Annotated in this window: 11 protein-coding genes and 1 pseudogene; 9 read left to right on the forward strand and 3 right to left on the reverse strand. The window is 71.4% G+C overall.

Annotation, left to right across the window (positions count from 1 at the left end; translation table 11 throughout):
• Positions 1-316: 316 nt before the first annotated feature.
• From QFZ76_RS16115 to QFZ76_RS16155, 9 genes are all read left to right on the forward strand, one after another.
• Positions 317-2209: a DUF2075 domain-containing protein gene (locus QFZ76_RS16115; RefSeq protein ID WP_307674392.1), complete on the forward strand. Its 1893-nt coding sequence runs from the start codon at positions 317-319 to the stop codon at positions 2207-2209.
• A gap of 418 nt (positions 2210-2627) precedes the next feature.
• Positions 2628-3668, forward strand: coding sequence for an NADP-dependent oxidoreductase (locus QFZ76_RS16120; protein WP_307674393.1), 1041 nt, complete (start codon positions 2628-2630; stop codon positions 3666-3668).
• A 57-nt stretch (positions 3669-3725) separates the two neighbouring features.
• The gene (locus QFZ76_RS16125; protein ID WP_307674394.1) at positions 3726-4094 is read left to right on the forward strand and encodes a MerR family transcriptional regulator; all 369 of its coding nucleotides are present in this window, start codon (positions 3726-3728) and stop codon (positions 4092-4094) included.
• 198 nt (positions 4095-4292) lie between these two features.
• Complete coding sequence (locus QFZ76_RS16130; protein ID WP_307674395.1) at positions 4293-5081, forward strand: GntR family transcriptional regulator; 789 nt, start codon at positions 4293-4295, stop codon at positions 5079-5081.
• A 42-nt stretch (positions 5082-5123) separates the two neighbouring features.
• Entirely contained in the window at positions 5124-5351 is a 228-nt protein-coding gene (locus QFZ76_RS16135) for a ferredoxin family protein (protein ID WP_016437651.1), read from the forward strand.
• Positions 5352-5366: 15 nt separating this feature from the next.
• A complete protein-coding gene (locus tag QFZ76_RS16140; protein WP_307674396.1) occupies positions 5367-6710 on the forward strand; it encodes an ABC transporter substrate-binding protein in 1344 nt (447 codons plus the stop codon).
• Positions 6707-7582, forward strand: coding sequence for an ABC transporter permease (locus QFZ76_RS16145; protein ID WP_307674397.1), 876 nt, complete (start codon positions 6707-6709; stop codon positions 7580-7582). The genes QFZ76_RS16140 and QFZ76_RS16145 overlap by 4 nt, the downstream gene beginning before the upstream one ends.
• Positions 7566-8354, forward strand: a complete 789-nt coding sequence (locus QFZ76_RS16150; protein WP_307674398.1) for an ABC transporter ATP-binding protein — start codon at positions 7566-7568, stop codon at positions 8352-8354. Before QFZ76_RS16145 ends, QFZ76_RS16150 begins: the two co-directional genes overlap by 17 nt.
• Positions 8355-8365: 11 nt before the next feature.
• On the forward strand, positions 8366-11128 hold the full coding sequence (locus QFZ76_RS16155; protein WP_373464303.1) for a fumarate reductase/succinate dehydrogenase flavoprotein subunit: 2763 nt from the start codon (positions 8366-8368) through the stop codon (positions 11126-11128).
• 24 nt (positions 11129-11152) lie between these two features.
• Here the strand turns inward: QFZ76_RS16155 and QFZ76_RS16160 are convergent, their stop codons facing one another.
• From QFZ76_RS16160 to ssuE, 3 genes and pseudogenes are all read right to left on the reverse strand, one after another.
• Complete coding sequence (locus QFZ76_RS16160; RefSeq protein ID WP_307674399.1) at positions 11153-12394, reverse strand: vanadium-dependent haloperoxidase; 1242 nt, start codon at positions 12392-12394, stop codon at positions 11153-11155.
• A 73-nt stretch (positions 12395-12467) separates the two neighbouring features.
• Entirely contained in the window at positions 12468-12752 is a 285-nt protein-coding gene (locus QFZ76_RS51725; protein WP_373464517.1) for an acyl-CoA dehydrogenase family protein, read from the reverse strand.
• 21 nt (positions 12753-12773) lie between these two features.
• Positions 12774-13298: pseudogene (gene ssuE, locus QFZ76_RS16165) on the reverse strand (NADPH-dependent FMN reductase); the annotation flags it as partial.
• Positions 13299-13305 lie beyond the last annotated feature (7 nt).

Here is a 13305-nt window from a genome sequence, read left to right on the forward strand (position 1 = left end):
TAATACGTTTATCAGCTCACACTGACAGGCCCTCACTTGTAGGGGGTGTGAGTACGCATCTGCCCTGCCCCTGCGCCGTTGCAAGGAGTACGGACGCAAGGCATTGGCCGGAGTAGCGGCCCGCAGACCACGCCAACCTCCGCGCTCCACCTGACCGAACCCACCCCCGTCCCCTCCACGTGATCGAGACGCTCACCTAGGATGGCGAGCACCATCTCAGCGGCCCGACGGGCTTCCTGATCCGCCTGCGCGGCGGACGTCGAAGGACATGCCCCCACCCGCACGAGTCTTCTTCGTGCTGCATGGGGGCATTTTCTTGCTGTTCCGTGAGTCCGCGGCGTCCGTGGCCGCCCGCCTCCTCGAAGGGTCGCTGGCGCTGCATCTGACCGAGAACTTCCGTCACCAGCACGGCCGGAGCCCCGCACAGGCGGAGATAAGGTCCTGGGAACGCAGCCTCCCCGCTCTCGTCAACGCGCTGATCGAGGCCGGGCTCGACGACGTGGAGGTCCTCGTCGAGTACAGCCTGCCCCTCACCAGCAAGCGCGCGGACGCCGTACTCGCCGGCGTGCACCCCACCACAGGCGAGCCGTCGTACGTCGTCGTCGAACTCAAGCAGTGGAGCGCGGCCTACCCGGAGGAGGACGAGCCGCTGCTGTGCCGGATCGACGCGTACGCGCAGCCCGTGCTCAACCCGATCGAGCAGGTACGGGGCTACTGTGAGTATCTGCTGTCGTTCAACGGGGCGTTGGAGCGGATGCCCAACTCGCTGGCCGGCGTGGCGTTCCTGCACAACGCGACCGAGTTCCAGATCTCGGGGCTGAGGACCGTCGAGGAGAACCAGTACGGTCGGATGTACACCGGGGAACAGCGCGGTGCCTTCCTCGACTTCCTGCGCTCGCGGCTCGCCGCGAAACCGGGCGCACACGTGGCCGACGTACTGCTCGACGCCAAGATACGGCCCTCGAAGCAGCTGATGTCCGTCGCGGCAGCCGAGATCCGCGACCGCGAGCAGTTCGTACTCATCGCCGAGCAGCGGGTCGCGTACGAGAAGGTGATGTCCGCAGTTCGCAAGGCCAAGCGCGGCAACCACAAGCAGGTGATCGTGGTGACCGGCGGTCCCGGATCCGGCAAGAGCGTCATCGCGCTGTCGGTCCTGGGCGAGCTGTACCGCCGCGGAGTACCAGCGCTGCACGCGACCGGGTCGGCGTCGTTCACCAAGACGATGCGCAGGGTCGCGGGGCACAAGAAACGTGAAGTGCAGCAGCTGTTCATGTACTTCAACAGCTTCATGGACGCTGAGCCCAACGACCTCGACGTACTGATCTGCGACGAGGCCCACCGCCTGCGGAAGACCTCCGCCAATCGCTACACCAAGGCGGCGCTGCGTACAGGACGCCCCCAGGTGGCGGAACTGATCGACGCGGCCCGGGTCCCCGTGTTCCTGCTCGACCAGCACCAGGTGGTACGCCCCGGCGAGATGGGGACCCGACAGGAGATCGAACGGGCCGCCGCCGCGGAGGGCCTCGACTGCACGGTGGTGGAACTGGACGGCCAGTTCCGCTGCGGCGGCAGCGACGCGTACGAGAAGTGGGTCATCGACCTGCTCGGCCTGGACGGCGGCACGCCCAGCCAGTGGGAACCCGACGGCAAGCTGCAACTACTCACCGCCGAGACCCCGCAGGAGCTGGAGGACTTCCTCGTCGCACGCCGGGAGGAGGGCTACGGCGCCCGTATGTCGGCCGGTTACTGCTGGAAATGGACCACGAAGATCACCCCCGACATGACGACACTCCCCGAAGACGTCGTGATCGGCCAATGGTCCCGCCCCTGGAACCTCTACGGCGACCGCTCCGCCCTCGGCGCCCCACCCGCCCCCCTCTGGGCCACCGACCCGGCCGGCTTCGGCCAGGTCGGCTGCGTCTACACGGCGCAGGGCTTCGAGTACGACTGGTCGGGCGTGATCATCGGCCCTGATCTGGTCTGGCGAACGGACCGCTGGGTCGTGGACCGCTCGGCGTCCAAGGACCCGTCGTTCACGAAGGCCACGCCGGACGGCGACGTCGACCGCCTCATCCGCAACACGTACAAGGTGCTGCTGACGCGGGGGATGGTCGGGACGATTCTGTACTCGACGGACGCGGAGACGCGCGAGAAGCTGCGGTCGCTTATTCATCCGGCATCTCGGGCTGAGGTGCCGGAACTGGTGTAGTTCGGCGTGGGCGAGAGGTGGTCAGCTGCTGACGCAGGGCGGTGCATCGCCGGGATTGCGTGATCGCCGGCTGCCCGTGAGGCTCTCCGATGTCGATGCCGCCTCATAAGAGACGGTGCACGTCCATGAGCTGAGCCGGCTGCTGCTCCACCCCGACCACGAGGGTGGCCGGCACGCCCGGCACATCGCACTGCGCTCGGGGCAGGCACGCGCCTTGGACTACATCCGCCGGGTGTGGGCCAGCGCCTCGTCGGTGGTAAGCAGCACGCGGGTCCTGGAGTCGCGGTCTCCCCGCACACGGACCAGCCTGCGGCAACCGCCTTGCCTTTGACGCGCACGTCAGGGATTAGCTTCGGTGCGCCGACCACGGCCGGCCGTCGCACGACGCGGCCCCCGCTTCCCGATCAGGAGTCCCCGCATGGCTGCTGCCCTGCCCTCTGCCACCCGCGAGATCCGGCTCGCCACCACCCCGCAAGGACTGCCCGGCCCTGAGCACTTCGACGTCGTCACACAGCCGCTCACCGCTCCCGGCCCCGGACAGGTCGTCGTGCGCAATCACTGCTTCCTTGTCTTCCCGGGGTTGCGGACCCTCATCGGAGGCGAGGTCGAGGGCGTGCCGTTGCCGCCGATCCACGCCGGTGACGTCCTTTTCGGTCCCGCCGTCGGCGAGGTTGTCGCCGCGGGCGCGGGAAGCCCGCTCCGGCCGGGAGACGCCGTCACGCATCTGCTCGGCTGGCGCGAGCACGCGTTGCTCGCGGCGGACCAGTGCAGCCCGATCGGTGATGTGCTGCCTTCCCCGATCGCCCATCTGTCCTCGGGGGCGGCCGCCTACGGCGCGCTCACCCGGCTCGCCGAACTCCGCCCCGGCGACACGGTCCTCGTCACCGGGGCGGCCGGCGCGGTGGGCACTCTGGCGGGTCCGGTCGCCCGGCTGCTGGGCGCCGGGAGGGTCATCGGCAGCACGCGTTCCCCGGCCAAGGCCGACCGACTGCTCACCGAACTGGGCTACGACGCGGTGGCGGTGCCCGGGTCCCCGTCCGGCACGCTCACCGAGCAACTGCGCCAAGCGGCTCCCGAGGGCATCGACGTCCTCGTGGACACCGTGGGCGGCGAGCAACTGACCGCTGCCCTCACGGCAGCGCGCCGCGGTGCCCGCTTCGTACTGGTCGGTGCGCTGTCCGGCCAGCTGTCCCCCACGAGGGGCGGTGGCAGCGCGCCGGTCGACATCGACACGTTCCGCGTCATCAACCAGGGGATCACGCTGCGCGGCTACAGCGGCACGGACCACCCCGAGGTGGCGGACGAGTGGGCCACACGGTTCGGCGACTGGCTGCGCTCCGGTGAGATCTCCTTTCCGCATGTGCGGATCCCGGGCATCGAACGGGCCCCTCAAGCGTTGCAGGAACTGTTCGAGGGCCGGCACTTCGGCACCGTCGTCGTGGAGCTGCCGCGCCAGTGACAGATCGCCGCCGCGCTGCACGGGCCGACGCGCGACACGAAACGAGGCGAGGTCTGCATGCGGATCGGAGACGCGGCGGCGGCAGCCGGAACCACCCCACGGGCTCTGCGGTTCTACGAAGAGCGCGGCCTGCTGCCCCCGCCGCCGCGCACGGCCACCGGCCAACGCCGGTACGGGCCGGACGAGGTGGCACACGTCCGCGTCATCCGCGAACTGCTGGCCCTCGGCCTCACCGTCCAGGACCTGCGCGGCGTCGCCGACCGGATCCAGCTCCTGGTCGACGATCCGCAACGGCGCTGTACCCGCGCCGAGGGGGCCTCCTCCGCCTCCGGCGTGGTCGAACGCCGGCTGGCGGCGATCGACGCCGAGATCGCTCGCCTGAGACGACTGCGCGACCGCTTGGCGCAGCAGACAGGACAGGCGTAGGTCGTCCCCCGGACCGCTCCGGCCGGCCCCTGCCCGGTATCCCGCCCGGTATCCCGCTCCCCGTGCCGGCGGGCCGCCCTGGCAGATCTTCCCTTCCGCCTGCCGAAAGCCCAGGTCAGTAATGCATCCGGCGGTGCGTCAGGTGGCGCAACATTTCCGCAACACCACTATCCATACCGGATAGGTATGGTTCCGGCCATGCCGCCCACCGACCGCATCCGAGACCACGCCGGCCAGGGCGCGCCCACCGTGGCCGCCCAGCGCACGCGGCGTCGGCTGCGCGCGGACCGGGCACGCCAGCTCGCCGACCTCCTGCGCCACCAGCTCCTCACCGGGGGCTTCCCGGCCGGCACCCTCCCGCACGAGTCGACCCTCGCCACCGACTACCGGGCCTCGCGCAACACCGTCCGCCAGGCCCTCGACCTCCTGCGTGCCGAAGGCCTCGTGGACCGCCTCCCCGGCGTCGGCACCGTGGTCGTCGCCCAGAAGTACCCCCACGGGCTCGACCGTCTGATGGGCCTCGCGGAAACCCTGCGCGAACACGGCCACGTCACCAACGAGGTCCGCACCATGGGCCCCGCCCCGGTCCCCACCCTTGTCGCCGAACGCCTCCACGTCCCACCCGGCGCCGACGTCCTCTACATCGAACGCCTGCGCCGCCTGAACGGCCTCCCCCTCTCCCTCGACCTCACCTACGTCCCCCTCGACATCGGCACCGCCCTGCTCGGCGCCGACCTGGAGAACACCGACGTCTTCCGCCTCCTGGAAGCCATCACCGGCCAGCGGCTGGGCCACGCCGAGATCACCCTGGAGGCGGTGAACGCGGACGCCCACTCCGCCACCGTCCTCGAAGCCCCGCGCGGCGCGGCCGTCCTGATGCTGGAACGCCTCACCCACCTCGCGGACGGCCGCCCGGTCGACCTGGAGTTCATCCGCTTCCGCGGCGACCGCATCACGATGAGCGGCCTGCTGCACCGCTCCCTGTAGACACCGCCTGCTCCATACAGCACGACCTTTCTGGAGACAACCATGCCCTTGGCGCCCCAGCGGGCCGACGTGCCCGTGACCATCGACGAGTCGAAGTGCATCGACGGCTGCACGCTCTGCGTGGACATGTGCCCGCTGGACTCCCTCGCCATCGACGACAGCAGCGGCAAGGCGTACATGCACGTCGACGAGTGCTGGTACTGCGGCCCGTGCGCGGCCCGCTGTCCCACCGGAGCCGTCACGGTCAACATGCCCTATCTGCTCCGCTGAGAGGCCCGGACTCCCATGAAACGCACGGCAGTCGCACTCGCCGTATCCGCTCTGCTGCTCCCCCTGTCCGCGTGCGGCGGCAGCGCCGAGGCGGGCAGCGGCTCCACGGTCACCGTCACCGTCGGATACCAGTCCAAGACCATCAACACGGTCACGGCCGGCACTCTCCTGCGCTCCCTCGGCTACTTCGAGAAACAGCTGAACGCCCTTCACGACGGTAAGACGTACAAGGTCGACTGGCAGGACTACGCCACCGGCGCCCCCATCACCGCGCAGATGACCGCCGGGAAGATCGACATCGGGTCGATGGGTGACTTCCCGCTGCTCATCAACGCGGCCCGCGGCAAGCAGCTGGGCAAGCCCACCCACCTGGTCTCGGTCACCGGCTACAACCTCAAGGGCGGCCTGAACACGGTCGTCGTCCCACCGGAGTCCAAGCTCACCTCCTTGAAGGACCTGAAGGGCAAGAAGGTCTCCACGAGCGTCGGCTCGGCCGCCGACGGCACCCTCGTACGGGCCCTGCAACGGGCCGGCATCGACCCGAACAAGGGCATCGAGAAGCTGAACCAGCAGCCCGCGGTGGGCGCCTCGGCACTCTCTGCGGGCAGCGCGGACGCCCTGTCGCAGTTCGTCGCCTGGCCGGGACTCCTCGCCCACCAGGGCAAGGCGAAGGCTCTGTACGACGGCGCCCAGCTGAACCTGCCCACCTTCCACGGCGTCACCGCCCGCGAGGACTTCGCGGGGCAGCGCCCGGCCGTGCTGGAGGCGTTTCTGAAGGCCCAGGCGGAGGCGACCGACTACCTCAACGCCCATCCGGTTCAGGCCACCGAGAAGGTCGCGAAGGCCACCGGCCTGCCGGCCGAGGTCGTCTACCTCTACAACGGCGCCCACGGCATCTCCACCTTCGACCCGGCCGTCAAGCCGCAGCTCGTCTCCGCGCTCGAGCAGGACGTGGCAGTCCTGAAGGCGGCCAAGCTGACCGGTGACATCGACGTGGACTCTTTCGTCGACGACCAGTACGTCAAGAAAGCCCTCGGCGCCACCTACGCCAAGCGGCTCGCCGCCACCCCGCCCGCCGCCGCGAGCGAGGTCTGGCCCGAGGGCGCCACGAAGACCCGGAGCTTTACCTCCCCCGCCCAACTCCTCACCTACGTGGCCCAGCACAAGGACGGCATCCGCGCGGCCTACGTCCCCGACGCCACCACCGGCACCCTCTGGTTCGCCGACAAGGCCGTCTGGGTGGCGGACGGCAAGCAGCTGCTGCCCTTCGTCGCCCCGGAAACCGCGCAGGCCTACGTGGCCGGCCACAGCGGCGCTCGGGTCATCACGTACGCGGACGCCCTGGGACGGGCCTCGTGAGCCGGTACCCCCGGCGGACGGGCCGGCTCGCACTGCGGGCCGGCTCGCTGGCCGCCGCCCTCGGCCTCTGGCAGCTGCTGACCACCCTCGAAGTGAACGTGTGGCTGCGCTTCTCGCAGTTCCCGACGGTGACCGACGTGGCCCGGGCCTTCGCCGACCGGCTCTTGGGCCCCGACTACTGGACCGACCTCACCGACAGCCTCACCCGGATCGTGACCGGCTTCCTGCTCGCCGCCGTCCTGGGCGTGGCCACCGGCGTACTCGTGGCACGCTCGCGGCTCGCCGAGGACCTGCTCGGGCCGGTCCTCGAGGTCGTGCGGCCCATCCCGGCCATCGCCATGGTCCCCGTCGCGATCCTCCTGTTCCCCTCCAACGAACAGGGCATCGTCTTCATCACCTTCACCGCCGCCTACTTCCCGGTCCTGGTCTCCACCCGGCACGCGGTCCGAGCACTGACTCCCATGTGGGAGGAGGCAGTTCTCACCATGGGCGGCGGCCGGTGGAGGATCCTCGGCTCGGTCGTCCTGCCGGGTGCCTTGCCCGGCATCTTCGGCGGCCTGTCCGTCGGCATCGGCGTCTCGTGGATCTGCGTGATCTCCGCGGAGATGATCTCCGGCCAGCACGGCGTCGGCTACCGCACCTGGCAGGACTACACGATCGTCAACTACCCGGGCGTCTTCGTCGGCATGGTCACCATCGGCCTGCTCGGCTGGCTCACCTCCACCGCCGTCGAGCTGGTCGGCCGCCGCCTGACCCACTGGCTGCCGCGCACGTCGTACGTCCCCGGCGCCCGGCCCCGGCCCGCACGAACCCTGGCGTCCACCGTCGAACCCACCAAGGCCGAGGAGGCACGCGATGAGCACCTCGTCTGAGACCAGGCCGCCCGAGGCGAGGACCGCGTCGGCGGCCCCGCGCGGCACGCGCCTCACCCTCCGCGGCGCCACGCTCGGCCGGCCGGGCGCCCCGGCCGTGGCCGAGGTCGACCTGGACGTCGCCGCCGGCGAGATCCTGACCGTCGTCGGCCCCTCCGGCTGCGGCAAGTCGACCCTGCTGCGCACCTTCGCCGGGCTGCTGCCCACGCTGGACGGGGCGGTGGAACAGGACGGTCGGCCGGTGCCCGGTCCGGGCGCGGACCGGGCACTGGTCTTCCAGGAGGACGCCCTGCTGCCCTGGCGCACCCTGCGCGCCAACGTCGAACTGCCCCTCGCCATCCAAGGCGTGCCGCGCGCCCAGCGCGGGGAACAGGCCGAAGCCTGGCTGGAGCGGGTCGGACTCGCCGACCAGGCACGGCAGTTGCCGCACCGTGTCTCCGGCGGGCAGCGCCAGCGCGCCCAGCTGGCCCGCGCCCTCGCCGGACGCCCGCGCGCCGTCCTCATGGACGAACCGTTCGGCGCGCTCGACGCCCAGACCCGCGCAGGCATGCAGGACCTGCTGGTGGAGGTGCTGCACGGCACGGGCGCGACGGTCGTCTTCGTCACCCACGACGTCGACGAGGCCCTGTTCCTCGGCGACCGCGTGGCCCTCCTCGGCTCCGGCCGGCTGATCGCCGTACGCGACGTGCCGCGCCCGCGCGAGCGCTCGGCGCACGACGACCCGGCCCGTGTGGCGCTGCGTCGCGACATCCTCACCTCGCTCGGTACCTGAAAGGCCCCCCGGTGACCACCCCCGTGCACACCCCTTCGGAAACCCTCCCCACCCCCGCCCTCAGCGACGCCGAGGAACTGACCTGCGACGTCCTCGTCATCGGCGGCGGCACCGCCGGCACCATGGCCGCCCTGACCGCCGCCGAGCACGGCGCGGACGTCCTGCTGCTGGAAAAGGCTCACGTCCGCCACTCCGGCGCGCTCGCCATGGGCATGGACGGCGTCAACAACGCCGTCATCCCCGGCCGCGCCGAGCCCGACGACTACGTCGCCGAGATCACCCGCGCCAACGACGGCATCGTCGACCAGTCCACCGTCCGCCAGACCGCCACCCGTGGCTTCGCCATGGTGCAGCGCCTGGAGTCGTACGGCGTGAAGTTCGAGAAGGACGAGCACGGCGAATACGCGGTCCGCCAGGTCCACCGCTCCGGCTCCTACGTGCTGCCGATGCCGGAGGGCAAGGACGTCAAGAAGGTCCTGTACCGGCAACTGCGGCGACGTGAGATGCGGGAGCGGATACGGATCGAGAACCGGGTGATGCCGGTGCGCGTGCTGACCGCCGGGGGGCGGGCCGTCGGGGCGGCGGGCTTCAACACCCGCACAGGGCGGTTCGTCACCGTCCGCGCGGGCGCGGTGATCCTCGCGACCGGCGCCTGCGGCCGCCTCGGCCTGCCCGCCTCCGGCTACCTGTACGGCACCTACGAGAACCCGACCAACGCGGGCGACGGCTACGCCATGGCCTACCACGCGGGTGCCGAACTCACCGGCATCGAGTGCTTCCAGATCAACCCGCTGATCAAGGACTACAACGGCCCCGCCTGCGCCTACGTCGCCAACCCCTTCGGCGGCTACCAGGTCAACCGGCACGGCGAACGCTTCGTCGACTCCGACTACTGGTCGGGGCAGATGATGGCCGAGTTCGCGGCGGAGGTGGCCAGCGACCGGGGCCCGGTGTACCTGAAGCTGAGCCACCTCCCGGAGGAGTCGGTCTCGGCGCTGGAGTCGATCCTGCACTCGACGGAGCGCCCGACCCGCGGCACCTTCCATTCCGGCCGCGGCCACGACTACCGCACCCATGACGTCGAGATGCACATCTCCGAAATCGGGCTGTGCGGTGGCCATTCGGCCTCGGGGGTACGGGTCGACGACCATGCTCGCACGACCGTTCCCCGGCTGTACGCCGCCGGCGACCTGGCCTGCGTGCCGCACAACTACATGATCGGCGCGTTCGTCTTCGGGGACCTCGCGGGCGCGGACGCGGCCCAGTACACGCCATACGAAGGAGAGTTGCCCCTGGACCAGCTCCGCGAGGCGCACGAACTGGTCTACCGCCCGCTGCGCAACCCTGACGGCCCGCCGCAGACCCAGGTCGAGTACAAGCTGCGCCGCTTCGTGAACGACTACGTGGCCCCGCCCAAGTCCGGCGCCCGGCTGTCGCTGGCCCTGGAGGCGTTCGAGCGGATGCGCGCCGACATCGCCGAGATGGGAGCCCACACCCCCCACGAGCTGATGCGCTGCGCCGAGGTCACCTTCATCCGCGACTGCGCGGAGATGGCCGCGCGCGCCTCCCTGGCCCGCACGGAGTCCCGCTGGGGCCTCTACCACGACCGCCTCGACCACCCGCAGCGTGACGACGCGTCCTGGTTCCACCACCTCGATCTGCGCAAGTCCCCCACTGGCGCGATGGAGTTCACGGCTCGTCCCGTGGCTCCCTTCCTGGTCCCGGTCGACGGTTTCACCCCGGCCGGCGGCCCCTCCCGTCACCTCGGCGAGGTCCACCCGGAACAGGTGGCGACGGCGGGGGCCCGGGAAGCGGCGCCGGTGGCGTTGCTGCAGGAGCCCACCGCGACCGGCACAACCGCCCACGCCGCTGCCGGGGCGGAAACGCCGGCCACACCTCGCCTGCTCGGCCTCCTCTCCCTCACGGAGGAGGAGCCCGAACTGTCCGCTCTCACCCCCTACTTGACCGACCCCGAGCCCACCGTGCGCCGTACGGCCGTCACGGTCCTGACGGAGACCGTGCCGCCGGGCACCGGACCGGCACTGGCCGCCGCGCTGGCGGACACCGACGCCGGCGTCCGCGCCGCCGCGGCCGCCTCACTACGGGAACTCGTCGAGACACTGCCCCCCGAACCGGCCCTGCGCGACGCCCTCGCCGCTGCCCTGACCGAGACCGACCCCGTTGTCCGTGCCACCGCACTGGATGTCCTGCGCGCCCTGCGCCTGGGTGACGTCGAGCTGTTCACGGACTCGCTGTCGGACTCCGACATCGCCGTCCGCATCGCGGCTGTGCGAGCTCTCATGTCGGTCGACGCCGCCGGAGAGCTGGCGCGCGCGGCTGCCGTCGATCCGTCACGCGAGGTCCGCGTCACCATCGCCAAGGCCCTGGCCACCGCGGGCCCGGACTCGGCGATGACGCACTCGGCCCTCGCGGAGCTCGTGGACGATCCCGACGCCCTGGTCCGTGGGGCCGCCTACGAGGCGCTGGGGACTACGGGCTGCCCGCCGGCCCTGGCCGCCCGCGCCGAGGCGGCCCTGGCCGACCCGGCCTGGCAGGTGCGCGCCGGCGCCGCCACCGCCCTGTCCGCCACGGATCCCGACTTCGCCGTCCCCGCACTCGCCAAGGCCGTCGCCGACCCCAACGCCGACGTCCGCAAGGCCGCCGTACTGGCCCTGACCCGCCACCGTGCCACCGAGGACGCCCGAGCGGCCCTGGCCGCCGCGACGACGGACTCGGACGCGGACGTCAGGGCCTATGCGGCGCGGGCGCTGTGACCGCGTCCTACCGTGACGCCGGTCCTACCGTGAGGCCAGGAGACGTCCCGCGTTCCGCAGGACGTACCGCGCCACGTCCGTGCCGAGCGTGATCCCCGCCTCGTCGGCCGACCGGGTGTGGATACCGGAGAAGACCCGGGCGTCCACGTTCTCGTCCGAGAGCTGCTTCCACGTGGTGTACGTCCTGGTCACCCCGGGCGCGGTGGGGCTGGTCAGGTCGAACGGGGCGGTACGCGGCCCCACGAGCGCCGACAGCACGGTCTGAGCGGCACCCGAGTAGGTGTTGTGGCCGCTCGGGTAGTCCGGATGCGCGGGGGTGGCGTGCAGCGGTGTCCAGTCCGCGTCGGGGTCGATGGCGCCGGTGCGGATCGCCGTCACGGGACGCCAGCGTTCGTAGGCGTACTTGGTGTCGGAGGTCGCGATCTGCGTGTCCACCAGCGCCACGTGGAACAGCGCGACCAGCCGCGCCTGCCCGGCGATTCCCCGGTCCGTGCGCGAAAGCGCCACGCGCAGCGGCTCGGCGTAGAGGGTGAGGGAGGAGCCGAGCCAGAAGGTGGCCGTCTCGGTCTGGTGGGTGCTGCGTGCCTGGCTGTCGACGGCGCCGTACGCCCGCACCTCCGCGAGGTCGGCGGCGTAGCGCGCGGAGTCCAGCGCGGGTGGCGGGCCGAGCCGGAACTGGCTCTGCGTCGCGAGCACGAACGGCTTGGCGAGGCGGTTGCCGTACTGCGCCGCGGGGGCGTAGGCGGGTGGTGTCGGCTGCCACACGCCGGGCGCAGCCGGTCGTACGGGATAGGGCGCGTTGACGGAGGCGGGGTCGAGCCCGTCACCCTCCCTCGATTGGAGGACGAGGTCCGCCTGCCGCTCCCCCGCCGCGACGCCGCGCTCCTGCGCCGGGCCGTCGGGAATCGCGTCGAGGGTCTCCTTGTACGTCGCGTCGAGTTGTTCGGTACGGCTCGGTACGAGCGTCACCAGTGCGCGGTGTACGGCCGCGGCGAGCGCCGCCGCCTGGTATGGGCCGTGTGCCACGCCCGCCGGTACGCTACGGGTGGCCCGAGCGGCCGCGAGCCAACTGATGGCCCAGGTGCGGTTGTTGGTGATCTGGGTCGAGGCCCCGGCGGCCGCGACGGTCTCGGCCGTGGCGTCGTACCAGGCGAGCGTCGTGGAGGTACGGTCGGCTGCGGCGGCCTGCGGAACCGTGACGGACGCGGTCAGCAGCGCCGTCGCGCCCAGGGCGACGAGGGCGGGGCGGGTTCTGAGCGGACTCACACGTTCTCCTTCGGATTGGGTGAGGGCAGTGAGGCGATGCGGAACAGGCCGCGCGCACGCAGCGCGGCGGCGCTCAGCTACACACCGCGGTGGCGACGCGCATCAGATCGATGGCCCGCCTCTTGCGAAAGCGTTCGAAGACCCGCATGACGAAGAAGAAGTGGTGCTGCGGGATCTGGCCGATGCCGGCGTCGGCGGCAGACCGCAGCCGGACGACCTCGCCGAGGGTGCGGGCGCTCACCTCTGCGCCGCCGTGCGAGCGGGGCACGGTGATGCCCAGCAGCCCGGAGGCCGACAGCTCGTCGAGTTCGGCGCGCGGCAGGATGCGTTCGGCGTCGTCGGCGATCACGTGGGTCATCGCGGGCTCCCGGCGCCGGCGAAGGGTCGGGCGGCCCCCGAGGGCGAGCGAGAACTGGTCGGTGACCTGGGCCAGGACCCCGGCAGCGCCGGGCGCAACGGTCAGGGTGCCGTCGTCGTCCTCGGTGATGTCCTTGCCGAGGGTGAACCAGCCCGGCGTGATGTGGGCGGGGCCCATGGAGTTCAGTACGGGGCGCAGGGCGTAGTCGATGGCCAGGACGTGGGCGGTGGTGCCGCCGGTGGCCAGCGGGAGGACGGTCTTGCCCGCGAGCGCGTACTGCGGGAGCAGGTCGAGCAGGGCCTTGAGCAGGCCGGAGTAGGCGGCCTTGTAGACGGGCGTGCCGATCATGATGCCGTCCGCGCGTTCGAACAAGGCGGTGGCCTCGACGATCGCCGTATGCCGGAAGTCGGCGGGCGGGAGGGTGCGGACGTCGAACGGGATCACGTCGTGCCCCTGGGCCCTGAGCCGGTCGTCCAGATGGCGCAGCAGCCGGGCGGTGCGGGAGGTGGCGGAGGGGCTCCCGGAGACGGACAGGATGGTGGCCATCGGAGGA

It is taken from the genome of Streptomyces sp. V4I2 (assembly GCF_030817655.1).
GTDB classification, from domain to species: domain Bacteria; phylum Actinomycetota; class Actinomycetes; order Streptomycetales; family Streptomycetaceae; genus Streptomyces; species Streptomyces plumbiresistens.

Coding starts and splice junctions, on each gene's coding strand:
- QFZ76_RS16120 (WP_307674393.1), top strand. CDS start 2,628: ATGGCTGCTGCCCTGCCCTCTGCCACCCGCGAGATCCGGCTCGCCACC.
- QFZ76_RS16125 (WP_307674394.1), top strand. CDS start 3,726: ATGCGGATCGGAGACGCGGCGGCGGCAGCCGGAACCACCCCACGGGCT.
- QFZ76_RS16150 (WP_307674398.1), top strand. CDS start 7,566: ATGAGCACCTCGTCTGAGACCAGGCCGCCCGAGGCGAGGACCGCGTCG.
- QFZ76_RS16135 (WP_016437651.1), top strand. CDS start 5,124: ATGCCCTTGGCGCCCCAGCGGGCCGACGTGCCCGTGACCATCGACGAG.
- QFZ76_RS16140 (WP_307674396.1), top strand. CDS start 5,367: ATGAAACGCACGGCAGTCGCACTCGCCGTATCCGCTCTGCTGCTCCCC.
- QFZ76_RS16130 (WP_307674395.1), top strand. CDS start 4,293: ATGCCGCCCACCGACCGCATCCGAGACCACGCCGGCCAGGGCGCGCCC.
- QFZ76_RS51725 (WP_373464517.1), bottom strand. CDS start 12,752: ATGACCCACGTGATCGCCGACGACGCCGAACGCATCCTGCCGCGCGCC.